This window comes from Legionella nagasakiensis, from assembly GCF_900639915.1.
Lineage (GTDB): Bacteria > Pseudomonadota > Gammaproteobacteria > Legionellales > Legionellaceae > Legionella_A > Legionella_A nagasakiensis.
The window spans coordinates 210,840-224,936 of record NZ_CAAAID010000004.1; the positions used below are offsets into that span (position 1 = coordinate 210,840).

The window sequence follows — 14,097 nt, forward strand, 5'->3', positions numbered from 1 at the left end:
CACCCAGAAACTGTAATTTTGATTTAAAGCAATACTCACAAAACGAACAGTAAAATTTAAATTTAACAAATCAGACTCAACTTTATGACTAAATACATTAATCAAGAATCAGAAAATCAATTATCTATAGAAAACATTGAGCAGAATCTATTGTACTTGCAAAATTCTTTCCCTAAAGAGGCTGTTTCAGCTGCTATTAATCAAAAAGTATCTATCACCCCCAAATTATTAGCTTGTTTAAATCACGCTATAGAAAACAGAGCGGATTTAGAGGATGACTATATTGGGCATTTATTTGCTGTTTTTTTGCTGTCACAATTTCAGGAGGAAAGTGCTTTCCCCTTAATAATAAAGCTTGCACGATTACCTGAAAATGAAGTTGATACATTAATTGGCGACTGCATAACAGAAGACTTACATCGATTTATTGCCGCAACCTATGATGGTGATTTAATTTCGATTAAAAATCTTATTGAAGATATAGAAGTAAATGAGTGGTCTCGTAAAGCTGGATTAAGAGCTTTAGTAGTGCTTGTAAAGGCCGGAAGAATAGAAAGTAACGCAGTTGAAGAATATTTATCGAGTCTTTTCGATCATCCTTCATTTATTGATGATGATGAACAAATCACCCACTTGGTAACAGTTTGTTGCGATTTTGCACCTAAGCGTTTTTATGATGAGATACAAAAAGCATTTGAAGAACAAAAAGTTGATGAATTTGTTATCAATATGGCTGATTTCAAACTATGTTTGTCTCGACCAAGCCCGAAATATATCGATGATCATTACACATTAATTGAAGACACCATTGCTGAGATGGAGTTCTGGCCTTGTTTTAAAAATTCAAACAAACGCAAGTCGTCAGGCAGCCTTTTTAGCCCAGAGTGGTTTGAAGAAGATAGCCATGCATCCATGGTTTCAACTCAAGTTGTTCGTGGCGCACCCAAAATAGGAAGAAATGAGCCTTGCCCTTGCAATAGTGGAAAAAAATATAAAAAATGCTGTTTGTTGCTGCATTGACAAGAGAACAATTAATGATTGGTTCCAAAGAAGCTTTACTCATGTGGGAAAAAATTCCTAACCATGCACGCATGAAGCTACTCAATAATGTATATTGTAGTCGTTGTCAAAAAGTTACCAGTGCTGCTCAAGCCTATGTGGTGCTGAATGGGGGGGATTTACTTATTAAAGGAAATTGTATTCGATGTGCTGCGGATGTTACTCGTTATGTTGAGTTTGATTAGTGCCGGTAATGATACTGAATCTATCCTCTCTTAATTTTTACTGATTGGCAAAGGTATCCGTACCTTGTAAACCTCCCCGCCACTCACTAAAACAAAAGCCTGTCCCTTCGGTAAAGAAATAATATCATCCACCCCAATCATCGACACAGAAGAAGTTTGCACCCGATCCTCATTAGTTGTATTAAAATAAACCCCATCATCCCCATGAGGTGTATCATTCACCATAGATACCTGCGTATGACCAACCACACCCACTTGAGGCAGGATTTTGACTAGCAGGTTGGCGGTATCTTCATTTTTAACCCGGAGCATAATCAAAGTATTGAAGTTGCCCTCAGAAACATCAGCTTTAGCTCTGGAACTCAGAGCCACCTCCATGTCTTGAATGGTCTGGGCATAGGCGGTCACCTGAAAACCAGCGCCACCAGCTTTATTGAGTATTTTCACAAAGGAATCTTGGATGATTTCTGATAACTCATCGCAATGCAGGTTTAATTTGTAATTGGCATCGGTTTCCTTGTAAATTTTTCCAGCAGTAGATACCAGATCGGATAAAAATGCCTTGCCCACGGCCTGGGCGATGTTGGGGTTGGTGAGGCTGTCTAGCCCAATATATAGGATTTTTTTGTTTTTGATGATGTTCATCAACTCGATATCTTCTGGTTGTTCGTTAGATGACAGGATTTTTGAAGCGTTGCTTTTATTGATTTCTGATAATACCGGACCGACACTAGCGGTGATTTTGTCGTAATAGTGTTTATCCATGATTGCAGCATCATACAGGTCTATCAGGATTTGATCTTGCAAGGATTCAATGTTGCCGTTTTTGATGGTCTTGTTGATGTGGGTTTTGACGTATTGAATCACGGCTTGATGACGCTCCATGGGCGACTTGGTTTTGTTGTTTTTGCCGATTTTGCTGTCGTGTTCTTCAGTGATTTCTTCGATTTGTTGATGATAGTCTGGGTAAAAGCTGGGGAGGATGGCATCGGCGTAAGTCATTAATAACTGATCCAAGCGACTGATATAGAACGATATGGATTGGTAGTTAATGGCTTGTTTCATTTCTTCTAAACAAATCGCTACGATATTGACGTATTTCCAGGCAAAGGCGGCAAACTGTTTGCCTTCTCCTTCTGCGGCAATAGCATCGGTGATTCTTGTTGCGACTTCGCTGACTTGATCGTAGTTTTTTAATGGGTTGTAGTGGGCGGATTGTTCGGGGAAGCCAAGGTGGACGATTTTAAAATCATCGGATCTGCCTGCTACTTTGGCGGCAGCTTTCATATCTCTGACAAGTTCTTGATCGCCTTTGGGATCAACCACAATGACCGCTTCACCGTTTCTGATATCTTGATTGATCAGGATGCTGGCCAGTCTGGTTTTGCCCACCCTTGTGGTGCCAACCACAAAGGAGTGGCCGACTCTGACATCTTGGGGGATATAAACGGGCTTATCTTCTTCGCCAACACCATGCAAGAAAGGGCTTCCGCCAACGGGTGGATCGGGTCGAAATGGGTTTAATTTTGAGCGTATGTTGAGCCACTTGGCTAATGTGCTGTGTTCATGGTTTTGGCAAAAGCGACGCACTGCTTGATAGCATTTGCCCCTTTGCATGAAGCGTTCATTTTTGACTTGTTTGATTTGATGCAGCTTTTGAGTATGGCTTGGTCGCCAGCGAAACCCCCTGCCAATGAATAGCCAATTTTTTGATAGGGGTATCTGGGTGGTTGATAGCGCATAGGTGGGCATGGCCAGTAAACGGTGGTGGTAGCGTTTTACTTTTAATGCCTGATAACCACGAAATAGCCCCGGAATGAATAGAGTGATTGCTGCGTATTTTGCCATGCCTTGGGTAAGCAGGAAAAAATGCGGTTGGGTGTAGGCTAATATGGCTAAGGTAATGCAGGTAATTGCAGAATAGGCTTCTGTGGGTTCACGTAATAAATTATTAATGGGGTAGTCTTTCATGCTTATCTCCAGAGCATCAGTAAATCAATCAGGATAAAGGTGGCGAGCAAATACCAGCGTGCGCTTTTGGCCATGTTGAGCTGGTGGCTGCTTAGCTCAGTTTGCTGTTGAAAACGGTGGATGATTTTAGGCCATAGCAGTATAAATGCCAGATAAAAAACGCCATGGAATATGAGAAACCAAGGCTTCATGGTTGTGAGTTGATGTTGTACTTGCATGAGTGAAGATGAATGATTGAATAACCAAGGGATTATCAGCAGAATTGCGAAAATTGGCAAAATAGCTTGAATCAGGACTATAATAGTTGAACGTAGGTAATTTTTTAGCATAGGGATAGCTCCAAATGAGAAAGGTATTTCAATTGTTGGCAGTGGTGCTGGATGCCATTGTTGGCGTTATAGATGATAAGCCTCGCAAGCCATATATGAGTATTGATGAAGCGCGTGAGAAGTACGATGCTGGCTTGATTGGTATGCATGAATTCAATCAAGTCTTTGAACGAAAAGATACCTTTTAATTGATTCATCGTATCACCCCTGTAGCAATTTTTGCTCCTGTCTTTGCTGCCTGTATACCCGATTGGCTTAAGCTTTCACTTTGTTGCACCGAACTATCAATCATTCCCATTAAGCTTGTGCCTGCTTCACCACCAAAATGACTGGACATTCTCAGCAATAACACCGGAGCTGCAAAATAAAACATGACCGCCATATTTTTCATGGCTGCAATGGCTTCATTTTCACCCAATGGATCAAGCACAGTGCGTTCAACAAATCCCACAAGATGCCAGAGGTATTGCAAAAATATGGTCATGATAAACATGGCGCATAGGCTTCCTAATGCTCTGGTACTGTAGCAACTAAGCGTTAATACGATTGGCGTTAAGATAATCAGAAAGAACATGAAAAATGCCTGCATGACGGGCAGGGTCTGCATAATCGATTCACGTTTTAACGGTGTTGATGTCCATGATTTAGCCCATTGACCGACATTGACTAAACTATTGGTAATAGCACTACCCACTTGGCCATTGTTGGTATCCATCATGTTTTTAACCGCATTAATCTGCATGTCTTTGCTGTCGTTTAATAACATTTTGGCGACATAATCTTCCGCGCTAATCTCTGCTTTCCATGCTTTGGGGTGTTTCAATTTGTACTGGCGAACGCGATCCAGCATGGCGTAATAGTTCAGGTGCTTATTGAAGAAGCTGGCTTTGTTGGCCACTTCAACCAAATCGGTTCGAATTTTATTCCACCATTGCTGGCAACTGGGATAACCATTTTCCGGCAGTTGTTCTTCTGCCAAGTCGCCTCGATTACGTGCCTTTTGCAGATTCGGATTAGGTGCTTGATTGTAACTAAACCCTGCGACTGGGTGTCTGGCATGAATTTTTGCGTAATAAAGCTGTTGTAATATCTTTGAACCCATCCAGCTTAAGTCTTCTTCTCCACCAAAGCGTTTAAATAAAGGGTCGATTTCACTGGCTGGATGCTTATCGTGATAAAACTGCGTTCTGGCTTCAATGAAACATTGGCGGTGAAAATCCAAGGCTTGAGAGCGGACATCGTGTGGCAGGTACGTGGATACCAAATCGCCTTCGATGGATTGTAGGCTATCGGTGCAGCCAGTCACTTTCATTAGGCTATAGGTAAAACTCGACATGAAGTTTTGAATCATGGCAAAGCCAATGGGAATCTTAACTTGTTTGGTCAAAACATCGGCAAAGGCTTCATCATAGGTTGTACCGGTATCGCCAATGCTTGCAGAAGATGGCGATTTTAATCCGCATAACGGCTTAAATTGCAGTGCCTTGGTTTCAAGAGGAACACAGGGATACACAAATATACCGCAGATGAAAACCGTGATGGCCAGTTCATACAAAAAGTGGTTTAAGGCATGTTCGACAGCAAAAAAGGCTCCAGCAGGCACCAAGACATTTTTTAAAAAACGATACCCAACGGCCAGAAACCCCAGATATAACAGCCCCGTTTGCCACAGGGCGTTAAATAAGATTTCATATTGCTGCCAGCCAAGGTAGGTGGTATATAAGGATAGTGGGTTAAAGACAATCATATTAAGCCCCTTGGTTGATATAAACCGCACCATTTTTCACGGCAGGTTGTTCCCGATCTTGCCCGGGCAGGTTTTTGCTTTGAGCTTGTTGGCGTATTTCCATGATCATGCCCAGTGTTTCTGTCATCATTTTTTTGCGGACTTCATTTTCAAAAGCCAGAGAGTGAATATCGTCATCCAGTTTTTTCAATGCAAAACGAACCATGTTGAGCGCGGGTTTTAAATTTTGTACTTCTTGAACCTGCAAGCCAGCCTGTAACATCCGGCGCATCATCAGCGCTTTATCCAGCATATTTTGCACCGCGATTTCTTCAGCCAGTTTTGAAACGGTCAACAGTTGTTCTTCACGGGGCAGGTGTTGAATGGTGAGAATAATTTCATCGGTAATCAGTAAATTAGAAGCGCTGACTTTACGAAGATTGTCCTCGGTTAAAGCCCATGAGCCATGGACCAGATTCCACAAGGCTTTGGCAATATTCTGGCTGCATGTATTGGCATTGGCGCAACTTTGCAACAGCGCTGATAAACCTATACCTGCCTTAGCATCATGATTTTCTTTGTTATCGCTGGTACTGACATGGATATCACCCAAAACTTTAACTGCCCATAATGCAGCATCATTGGGTGATGGCCATATCTGGGTCATTGGTGTGTGTTCGTGGGGTTTAGCTGTGCTATCAAGCGGTTTGCGTTCAAGCAGGATGTTATAGCCCGCTATGACTACATCATTGATCACTTTAATCGGTCGTTGAAACTTACCACCAGCATTGCCTTTTTCATTGCCAATCCACGGTAAACCATATTCATCACGCTTCTTGGCAATGCTTTTTGAGGTTTCGGTCACATCGACATTATCGGTTTTTGCACGTTTGGCTGCATCCAGCCAGCCTTGGCTATCGGATACTGATAACATGCTTTCAACTGGCGATTGGTTTTGCTCCAAAGCTTGTTTGACTTGCTGGCAATCTTTGACCTTGAGGGTAAATTCATTTTGCGCACTGGCAGCCGTATTTTGGATGACGTTGTATAAAGCCGGCATGGATTGTTGCAGTTTATAGAGGGGATAGCCTGCCACTGAGCCTTTAAGATTTCCTATTACACCGGCAGGAATATTAATCGCTGATTTTTTTAAATCCTGAAAGGTATTGGTAATTGATACGACTGGATTAAACCCACTACAGGAAAAGCCCATGCGCCCATCGATATCGGCACCAATGCGTAAGGTTTGATCTTTATTAATCGGAGGCACAAACAAATTTGAAGCACCGCCTAATTGATAATAATAATCCGATTGGCTTGGCATAAAATCACCAGCCAGGGCGAGAGATGGAAATAACAGGGTGATGATGAGCGTTTTTTTCATAAGTGCCCCTATCGTTTTTGAGGTTGACCCACTTTGGGAAAGGTTAAAAAGCGCACGAGTTTGCCATGATGCTGCACACAACCTCGGTACTTGCGCCACAACACAAACACATAATTGCCATTCCCTGCTTTATCATCCTCAATACCAAAATCATCAGGATCACCTGGGTGAATCGTGCGATTGTTTGGATAGACTTCCTGCCAGATAACCTTGCTGTTATTCGGATCAAAAATGGCATTGGCGACAATGCAGTTTTGTCCGCAGCTGTTGCTGGTGGATTTGGTGACATGTAACGAATTTTGATTGGTCACAATATCCACCGCGTGCATGGCAGCCACCACTGAGGCGCGATAATTATAAGGCTGGGTGATACGCATCAGGCGTGGGATTTCAGAACCCCAGATATGGGTGAAGCTGCCAATGTCATGATTAATGAGTAACTGTGGGTGTGTTGCCATATAAACGAGTTCAGCGGCTTCCGTTCTATCCATGATGGCATCGGCCTCTGACAGATAATAAGGCATGCCAAAACCCGTTTCAGGGCGATGCGATAAATAAGGAAACCGATAAAATCCAGCCGGGCTGCCAATAACATCGACTACACGAGTACGCTCGTCATTGCCATGAAGGTTGGTATTCTGCCCAGCATCATTGCCAAAGCCTAAATTAAAGCCAGTCGCTGCTTGATAGGCTTTTTGATACACACTTCTTGCAACAGCGTTTTCATATAATGCCCGTGCTTCAAGCCAAGGGTTTTCTTCTGGGTTATGGCTGACAGTAATCACCAAATCAGGCAGAAATTGTTCAACGGCTGGAGTAAACTCAATCTTTGGTGGGAATTTTTTCACCGTCCAAGCACAAGAGCCAATGATTTTATAATGGCTGTTGTGAAAGATTTTTTGTAAGATGCGCCCTGCAATAGTGAAGCTATTCATTGGATGCGGTGGTTTCGTGCTTTCCTCAGCCAATACTGGATTAGTCATAAAAATAAGCCCGGTTATCGTCAGGTACTTTAGGCTGTTCGAGTTTTTCAGCCATGATTTCAGCAGCTTCAAGGACATCATGTTCTTTCTCCAGTAAATGGCGTTCAGCTTTTTCACTTTTTTCATTCATCAACAGTGCTAATAAATAGCGTGGCGGAATGACACGAAATAATCCTTGGTATCGTGAACCTAATAAAACGGCTTCGGCATACAATCCTTTTTGTGAGTCAATATCACGAATCAATGCTTCTTGTTGTGGGGTCAGGGTTTTAAACTGCTTGATGTTGGTGATTTCATTTTCATCCAGTCCAAGGGCAATCCAAGTTTCAATCAACGATAAAATCTTAGTGGCTTTGGCTGAGCTCATGTCAGCCACATTTTGTGTAACAGGAATCAGCCAAAGGCCAAGTTTACGAGCGACTTTAGCGATTAAGGTGGCGTAAGAAACAATGACATCAATTTCAAACTGCAAATGGGCTTCATCGATAATCAGAAACATGGGTCTTGAATCGTTTTGTGTACGTTCGGCCATGGCAAGAATTCTGGGTAACAAAGACACCATCACCAATGCCAGTTTGCCCCGGTCATCTTTAATGGCTGATATATCAATATGGAAAATATCAAAATCATCTAAGGGTTCAGTGGGTACATTGAAAAAACGTGCTTTAGAACTGTTGATGACGTAACTTTTCAACCGGTCTGCCATATCTTGCAGGCGCTCTTTTTTCCGCTGGATAGGTTCTTTGTCTATACGTCGTTCAAAGGCTTGAAGCACATGTTCGGTAAGCATTTGCGGTACTTTTTTCTGAACAGAGTCTAAAATCGCATCACCTAATATTTCAATTAACAGCGTTTCATCGGCTAATGTAAAACCTTCTTCTTCCCGATTATTGGCTTCGGTGATCATGGTTCTTAAGGCCAAAGCCAATTCTGTTAAGTAGGAGCGTGTTTCATTCTGGCATTGCAATTCATCTTCACTGGCAGGTGTTGATTGTTCTTTTTTTAATTGCATCAATTGCTCAGCTTTTAGGGAGGATTGCTCGGAAATCTCAGGGATGGCCTTGTACGCATCACAGAAGGGATTTAGCGGAACGGCCTTGTCCTTCTGATTTGAAAGTAATAATTGTTTAGTCTGTAAGCCATGCTTTTGACAATGGGTTAAAATGCGATCAAAAGAATTACCCATTTCAAAGAGGACAATACGGGCATTTTTCATAGCCAGTAAAGATTGAATCAACCAGCCAGTTAACACTGATTTACCACCACCGGAGTTGGCAAAGATGGCACAGTGCGAGTTTTGGCTGACAAATTCATGGTGTAGTAAATCAAAAAAGACCGGTTCACCCAGACGATTAAAAAAAGTAAAGCACGGCAAGTGTCTGGCACCTTGATTACGTCCATAAACAGGTAATAAGGCTGCAAGTTCAGTGGCATACATGAGCCGGTCATAACATAGATATTGTCTGGCATATTGGGGAATGAAATTAAATGGTAATGCGTTCAGATAAGAGTTAAGCGGATGCACATCATAGGCTGAATCAATCAAAGGCATTTTGGCTTCAATAAAGATATCGTGTAGTCTTTTCTCAACTTCCTTTGTATCACCATCAGTACGATAAAAAACGGCTTGATTGACCCAGAACAAACGATTGCCCATGGTTAATTCATTACGGGCAGTTTTGATATCATCACGCACTTGCTGGGGTTTTAGGCTGGTACCAACGATGCCTTTTTCAAGCTTTGTTAAATGGGCATCGAGGGCGGTGTCATTGGCAAAAACGACTTGAATGGTATAAATACTGCCTTCGGGAAGCGTATCTAATAATGCATATCGATGTTTGGGGTTGGCTTGTGGTCGTTCTCTTGAAATGAGGCCAATCGCTGGCGCTTCTTTTAAGCCATCCACATATAGAACTCGATGTTTCGTTCCATCAAACATAAAACCCTGTTCATCACTTTCTGGTTGGGTAAATAAGATATTTTGCGCCAGATTAAATCCTGCTGGTTTCGGGCTTGGATAAGGAAACTGTTTAAGTAATTGCTCAGCATTTTTAGGATTAAACCAGCGTACCCACCATTGATAATAATCTTTGCCGGATAACCGCTTTAAAGCCAGCCCGGGTGAACGCAGCTTGGTTTCAATCTGAGTTAAAACGTCTTGATGTTCTTTGAGTGCATCACCCCGACTTGGATTTAATGCATGATACTGGCGATAAAACAACACTCGAATGCGTCGCCTTCTGCCTCGAAAGGGTTGTCCTGTTTTAGGATCGATAAATAAGCCTTCCGGGCGAGACATTTTTTGGAACAGATCCCTTAAACGACGGAGATAATCCTGCGTCATTGGGCTATGAAGGGTTTTCTCATCGATAGAGTGACTGATATGTTCCATGACCGGTTCAAGGTCATATTCATCTTGCACATACATTTGCATCACCCAAGGATCAACGGCATGAAGGGGCACAACCGATGCAAAGGTATCTCGTATTTTATCAAAGACTGCTTGCAGGTGACTGGTAGCTGCTGCTTCTGCTGGTATATCACCCAGTTCAAAGCCCGAGCCTAAACTTTTACCATCACCCAATAAAAAGACTTGATGCCCATCGTCAAAATCGGCGATGTTTAATCGGTCTGCAAAAGATAGTTGGGTATTGCTAAAACATTGTTTAACCGTCTTTATTGTACAGGCATGAGGATTTTTCTTGCCCAGTAACCAATCCCATAATGCATTCATAAAGCCCCCTAATATAATTCAGATGCCAAGGCATACTGGTTTTGTTTGTAGAGGAAAAACCGCGTGGTGTAAGCCGGCTTGATGATCTGCTCATCGCCAATATTGGCGACATGCGCAAAGACATGGATTGGGATTTCTGGATTAGCCAACGCCTTAAAAGCAGGTTGGGCTTGTTTTACAGATACCCTCTGAGCTCTCAAAGGCTGGACAGGTTTTTGGCTGTGCTGATACAACTGGCTTACTGTTAAGCCTTGTTCTGGAATGGTGCCTGATGTCACCTTTGCAGTTGAACAAGCGCATAAACTCAGACTAGCGCAAAGCATTATCAAATTCTTTTGGTTGATGGTAGCCATAATCCAATACTCTCCCGTTAAGTTCTGTATCGATGTTGATGGTTTGATTGATATGAAGGCTTAATTGATTGGGAATAAAGCCACCTTTGACTTTGATACTGGCTGGAACAAAAACCATATCAAAACTGCCTTGAATGCGTTTTTCCAACCAGTCCGACACTTTCTGACTTCCTTCACCTAAAGCGCCACCTGCAGCAGAATGCCCTAAATTGCCCGTTGGTGTGGCAATCGCTGTGCCACCTTCAGCTTGATAACTCATCTGCCATTTTGCTAATGCGGTGCCGGCACCTTGAATACCGCCAGCCACCATCATGGAGGTTAAGACTTGTGGTGCGTTGCTGATGTACTGGCCTTTGATACAGGGATTTCCATATTGAGTGGTGAGATAACCAATGCTGTCGTTATTAATTAAATCGGCGGAACTTTTCATTTGTTCTTTGCCGACTGTTACAAAGTGACCATCTTCAAAAACGAATAAAGCAGAGGTCACATAAGCCCGAGCGCAGGAAATGTTATCGAGAAAAGAACCTACCCCGATGGAGTAGCCACTGATTTTCATACCGATAATTTCATCAGGTAGATGCATTCCATTAGCGGTCATCAAATCGCCCCGGCTGATCAGTGCGGAAAAGGGAAATAAAGGCTGCATCAATTTTCCTTCAACCGGCACTTCACCAATTAAAGCTGATAACAAAGTGACTTTGCTAAAATCACTACCGGCAGGGATGGTATAAAATGGCTTTGATGTTGGTGTATCTTCTTTTGCTGTAGATTCAGCCCATAAACTATTTTCTTTAAAAGCTTGGTTGGGCTTATCAAGCAACGTATCCAAGTCTTTGATCTGGGCTTTAACGGTTTCAACAGCATCACCCATGGGATAAGATTTTGCTGTACTATGAGTTAAGTCGCTGATCTTTTCTTTAAGTGCCAATAATTCTTCTTGCAAGGCATGATTGGGTTCAGCTTTAACCGGTTGCTGTAACTGTTCATGCAGGGATTTATTTTCACTCTGCATTTGTTCAAGCTTTTTTTCTGTTTCCTGCAACCGTGCAGATACATCCCGAATATTGTCATTAAACTGGCTGGCAATGGCTTCGTTAAAGTTATTGGGATTGGTTGCTGTTTCTGTAACGGGTGTGCTTTGTCGGCCATTTACTAAAATCAAAATGACAACCAGAACCACCGACCCTGAGAGTATTTTTATTCCGCTATGTTTCATCATCGGCTAAACCTCGTATGCATGGTTAGGGCTTCATGAAAGGATTGGGTTGATACTAAAAAGACCACCGTACTTTCATGCTGGCTTCTGGGGCTCAATCGAGCACTAGGGTAAAAACTTGCGGTTTGCCAGTGACCGATTAAGCCAGAAGGTTTTAACGTCATGGGGCGATCGAGAAGGTTTTTTAATTCCACTGCTGTGACATATAACGAGCCACCACGCCATGAAGCAATGGGATGGGCTTCAATACTGGCACCATAAAAAAGATTGGTGGTTTTATGGGTTTGCATGGGCGTTCGATAAACACCATTGGGAATTTGACGAACTCGCTCAGGTGCATAGAGTGATTGAATAGCAAAGCGTGTTAATTGGATGGCATTGTATTCATAGTGACTGGCAGCATCCTTACTTTCACGCTTTGGATCATCGGTTAATATTTCAATGGGTGTGGTATTATTAAATTGATCATCGGCTTTTAAATTCAGAATAATCACTTCACCATCAGGGATAAGCTGCACAATGATTCTGGCCTGCTTAAAGGGGGCTTGTGCTTTAAGGTATAAACTGCCTTTGACTTTTAATATCTCCAGATTTGGACTTAACTGCTGATCGATGATTTTAATGGTTTGAGGAAATTGAATCAGGCGTTCTTGTTTGTTGGGCAGCTCTATGGTTAATGGTACTTTTTCCCATACCAGATGCTCGCCTTGCAGGGCATAGCTTGAGCTGGTTATGATTAAACTGAGTAACATAATCTTAATTGTCTTCATGGGTTTCCTCCGCTTGTACCAATAAATCCTTCAATCGTTGCTCTGGCTGGGTATAGCCATCCAAAGCCAACTGAAAGGGATTGTGTAGACGGGATAAATTAAGTTTGACCACGCGCAAATGATAGATAACCACTTTGTCAGCAATAACCATGGCTGAGTTATCTTTTAAGCGTTGGGTAATGCGCAATACCAGCTTGACTTCCCAAGCATTCTGGCTGATTTTTTTGATGTCTTTTGGTTCCATAAACCGATACAGGCTGGCAACCTGAGCCCGTTGGAACAATTGCGCATTTTTGTAAGTGGTTAAAGTTTGTTGTAATAGCTGCTCATGGCGAGGGGTGAAATAATAGTGGAAGCTTTTGATGTTACGGTTAAATTCGTTTTTGCCATTATGAGACCAGCTAAATAAAGTCGGCATCAGTGAAGTCACGAAGCCTTGGACATATTCATTGGGAATATCACTGGCTTTCATTAAACCGCCATTTGCAGCCATATTCGGACTTAACCAGAATTCATAACGCTTTGGGGTGTGAAATAAGGTGATGATTAAGGCCAACACAATCATCATTAAAATGCCCACAAAGGCCAGCAATAAACGATTATGATGGTGAAGGTTGTCGATTTTCTTCCAGTAGTCAAACATCGCGTACTCCCACAGTTTTGTTTTTATTCCACCGTCCTTGGTAATGCATCCATGGGGAATGTTTGAGCCTTAATCGCACCATTAACTGGATAGCCTGTTTCATGACATAGCCATAAGGTTTGCCCACTTTTAAACGAGCAATGCATTTAGGCCAGACGGTAATCGCCAAAATGAAACCGACAATAAATCCCACACAACCACTGGCAATCGGAAAGCGTAAAAGGCATCCAACAACTGTGAACACGATGGTGGTGGCTGGTGTGGTGATAACGACTATCCAGAATAATTCACGCAGACTTAAGCCTTTCCAAGCTGCAAAGTCATGTGATAAATGGCGCGATGAAGGCTGATTCATAACATCACCTCCTATATTTTGAACTTGGTAATCATGGAATAACCGACATAGCCAGAGGCAATGCTAATCGCAAGATAGGTAATCCCCATCACAGCAAAGGTACCAAAGGCGACCATTGAGCCTTCATTTTTCTTCGATTCCTCAATACCATGCTGAACCGTGGTAATGAATTTAATGAAGGTGACAACAGCCGTGATAAAAAGCAGCAACCCCAAACCTTGTTTGACGTAATTGCCCGTTACCGACATCATATTTTTAGAACCATCGCCAATGTTGTCGGCATCGGATATTTTTGGAAACCAGCTATCAGCGGCAAAAAGAGCTGGCGCATAAAGCACGCTGATAGCGCTTAAATAAAATGAGCGAAGTATTGCTTTCATAGAATC

Annotated in this window: 15 protein-coding genes; 3 read left to right on the top strand and 12 right to left on the bottom strand. The window is 42.4% G+C overall.

All coding sequences use genetic code 11. The features are described from left to right. Window positions 1-84 precede the first annotated feature (84 nt). Together E1O52_RS05390 and E1O52_RS05395 are read left to right on the top strand one after the other, a co-directional pair. A complete protein-coding gene (locus tag E1O52_RS05390) occupies window positions 85-1,020 on the top strand; it encodes a DUF1186 domain-containing protein (protein ID WP_133127676.1) in 936 nt (311 codons plus the stop codon). Further along, entirely contained in the window at window positions 999-1,244 is a 246-nt protein-coding gene (locus E1O52_RS05395) for a hypothetical protein (RefSeq protein WP_133127677.1), read from the top strand. Before E1O52_RS05390 ends, E1O52_RS05395 begins: the two co-directional genes overlap by 22 nt. Before the next feature lie 30 nt (window positions 1,245-1,274). On the opposite strand, the gene traD is transcribed toward E1O52_RS05395, so the two are convergent. Together traD and E1O52_RS05405 are read right to left on the bottom strand one after the other, a co-directional pair. Next, window positions 1,275-3,215, bottom strand: a complete 1,941-nt coding sequence (traD, locus tag E1O52_RS05400; protein ID WP_133127678.1) for a type IV conjugative transfer system coupling protein TraD — start codon at window positions 3,213-3,215, stop codon at window positions 1,275-1,277. Between the two features lie 2 nt (window positions 3,216-3,217). Further along, window positions 3,218-3,544: a hypothetical protein gene (locus E1O52_RS05405; protein ID WP_133127679.1), complete on the bottom strand. Its 327-nt coding sequence runs from the start codon at window positions 3,542-3,544 to the stop codon at window positions 3,218-3,220. Between the two features lie 14 nt (window positions 3,545-3,558). Between E1O52_RS05405 and E1O52_RS13150 the strand changes: the two genes are divergently transcribed. Beyond that, on the top strand, window positions 3,559-3,732 hold the full coding sequence (locus E1O52_RS13150; protein WP_165474714.1) for a hypothetical protein: 174 nt from the start codon (window positions 3,559-3,561) through the stop codon (window positions 3,730-3,732). A 5-nt stretch (window positions 3,733-3,737) separates the two neighbouring features. Here the strand turns inward: E1O52_RS13150 and E1O52_RS05410 are convergent, their stop codons facing one another. Genes E1O52_RS05410 through E1O52_RS05455 form a run of 10 tightly spaced genes read right to left on the bottom strand, consistent with a single transcriptional unit; the run spans window position 3,738 to window position 14,091 of the window. Continuing rightward, window positions 3,738-5,291 (bottom strand): conjugal transfer protein TraG N-terminal domain-containing protein, encoded by a 1,554-nt coding sequence (locus E1O52_RS05410; RefSeq protein ID WP_133127680.1) that lies wholly within the window; start codon window positions 5,289-5,291, stop codon window positions 3,738-3,740. Between the two features lies 1 nt (window position 5,292). Next, window positions 5,293-6,654 carry an integrating conjugative element protein gene (locus E1O52_RS05415; RefSeq protein ID WP_133127681.1) on the bottom strand — a complete coding sequence of 454 codons (1,362 nt, stop codon included), beginning with the start codon at window positions 6,652-6,654 and terminating at the stop codon, window positions 5,293-5,295. 8 nt (window positions 6,655-6,662) lie between these two features. Further along, window positions 6,663-7,637 carry a TIGR03756 family integrating conjugative element protein gene (locus tag E1O52_RS05420; RefSeq protein ID WP_133127682.1) on the bottom strand — a complete coding sequence of 325 codons (975 nt, stop codon included), beginning with the start codon at window positions 7,635-7,637 and terminating at the stop codon, window positions 6,663-6,665. Further along, window positions 7,630-10,371, bottom strand: coding sequence for a conjugative transfer ATPase (locus E1O52_RS05425; protein ID WP_133127683.1), 2,742 nt, complete (start codon window positions 10,369-10,371; stop codon window positions 7,630-7,632). The genes E1O52_RS05420 and E1O52_RS05425 overlap by 8 nt, the downstream gene beginning before the upstream one ends. A gap of 8 nt (window positions 10,372-10,379) precedes the next feature. Further along, entirely contained in the window at window positions 10,380-10,724 is a 345-nt protein-coding gene (locus E1O52_RS05430) for a TIGR03751 family conjugal transfer lipoprotein (protein WP_133127684.1), read from the bottom strand. Continuing rightward, complete coding sequence (locus tag E1O52_RS05435; RefSeq protein ID WP_133127685.1) at window positions 10,681-11,946, bottom strand: TIGR03752 family integrating conjugative element protein; 1,266 nt, start codon at window positions 11,944-11,946, stop codon at window positions 10,681-10,683. The genes E1O52_RS05430 and E1O52_RS05435 overlap by 44 nt, the downstream gene beginning before the upstream one ends. Continuing rightward, window positions 11,943-12,713, bottom strand: a complete 771-nt coding sequence (locus tag E1O52_RS05440; RefSeq protein ID WP_133127686.1) for a TIGR03749 family integrating conjugative element protein — start codon at window positions 12,711-12,713, stop codon at window positions 11,943-11,945. Before E1O52_RS05440 ends, E1O52_RS05435 begins: the two co-directional genes overlap by 4 nt. After that, window positions 12,700-13,356: a DUF2895 family protein gene (locus tag E1O52_RS05445; RefSeq protein WP_133127687.1), complete on the bottom strand. Its 657-nt coding sequence runs from the start codon at window positions 13,354-13,356 to the stop codon at window positions 12,700-12,702. Before E1O52_RS05445 ends, E1O52_RS05440 begins: the two co-directional genes overlap by 14 nt. After that, window positions 13,349-13,711: a TIGR03750 family conjugal transfer protein gene (locus E1O52_RS05450; protein ID WP_133127688.1), complete on the bottom strand. Its 363-nt coding sequence runs from the start codon at window positions 13,709-13,711 to the stop codon at window positions 13,349-13,351. The genes E1O52_RS05445 and E1O52_RS05450 overlap by 8 nt, the downstream gene beginning before the upstream one ends. A gap of 11 nt (window positions 13,712-13,722) precedes the next feature. Further along, entirely contained in the window at window positions 13,723-14,091 is a 369-nt protein-coding gene (locus tag E1O52_RS05455) for a hypothetical protein (RefSeq protein ID WP_133127689.1), read from the bottom strand. Between the last annotated feature and the right edge of the window lie 6 nt (window positions 14,092-14,097).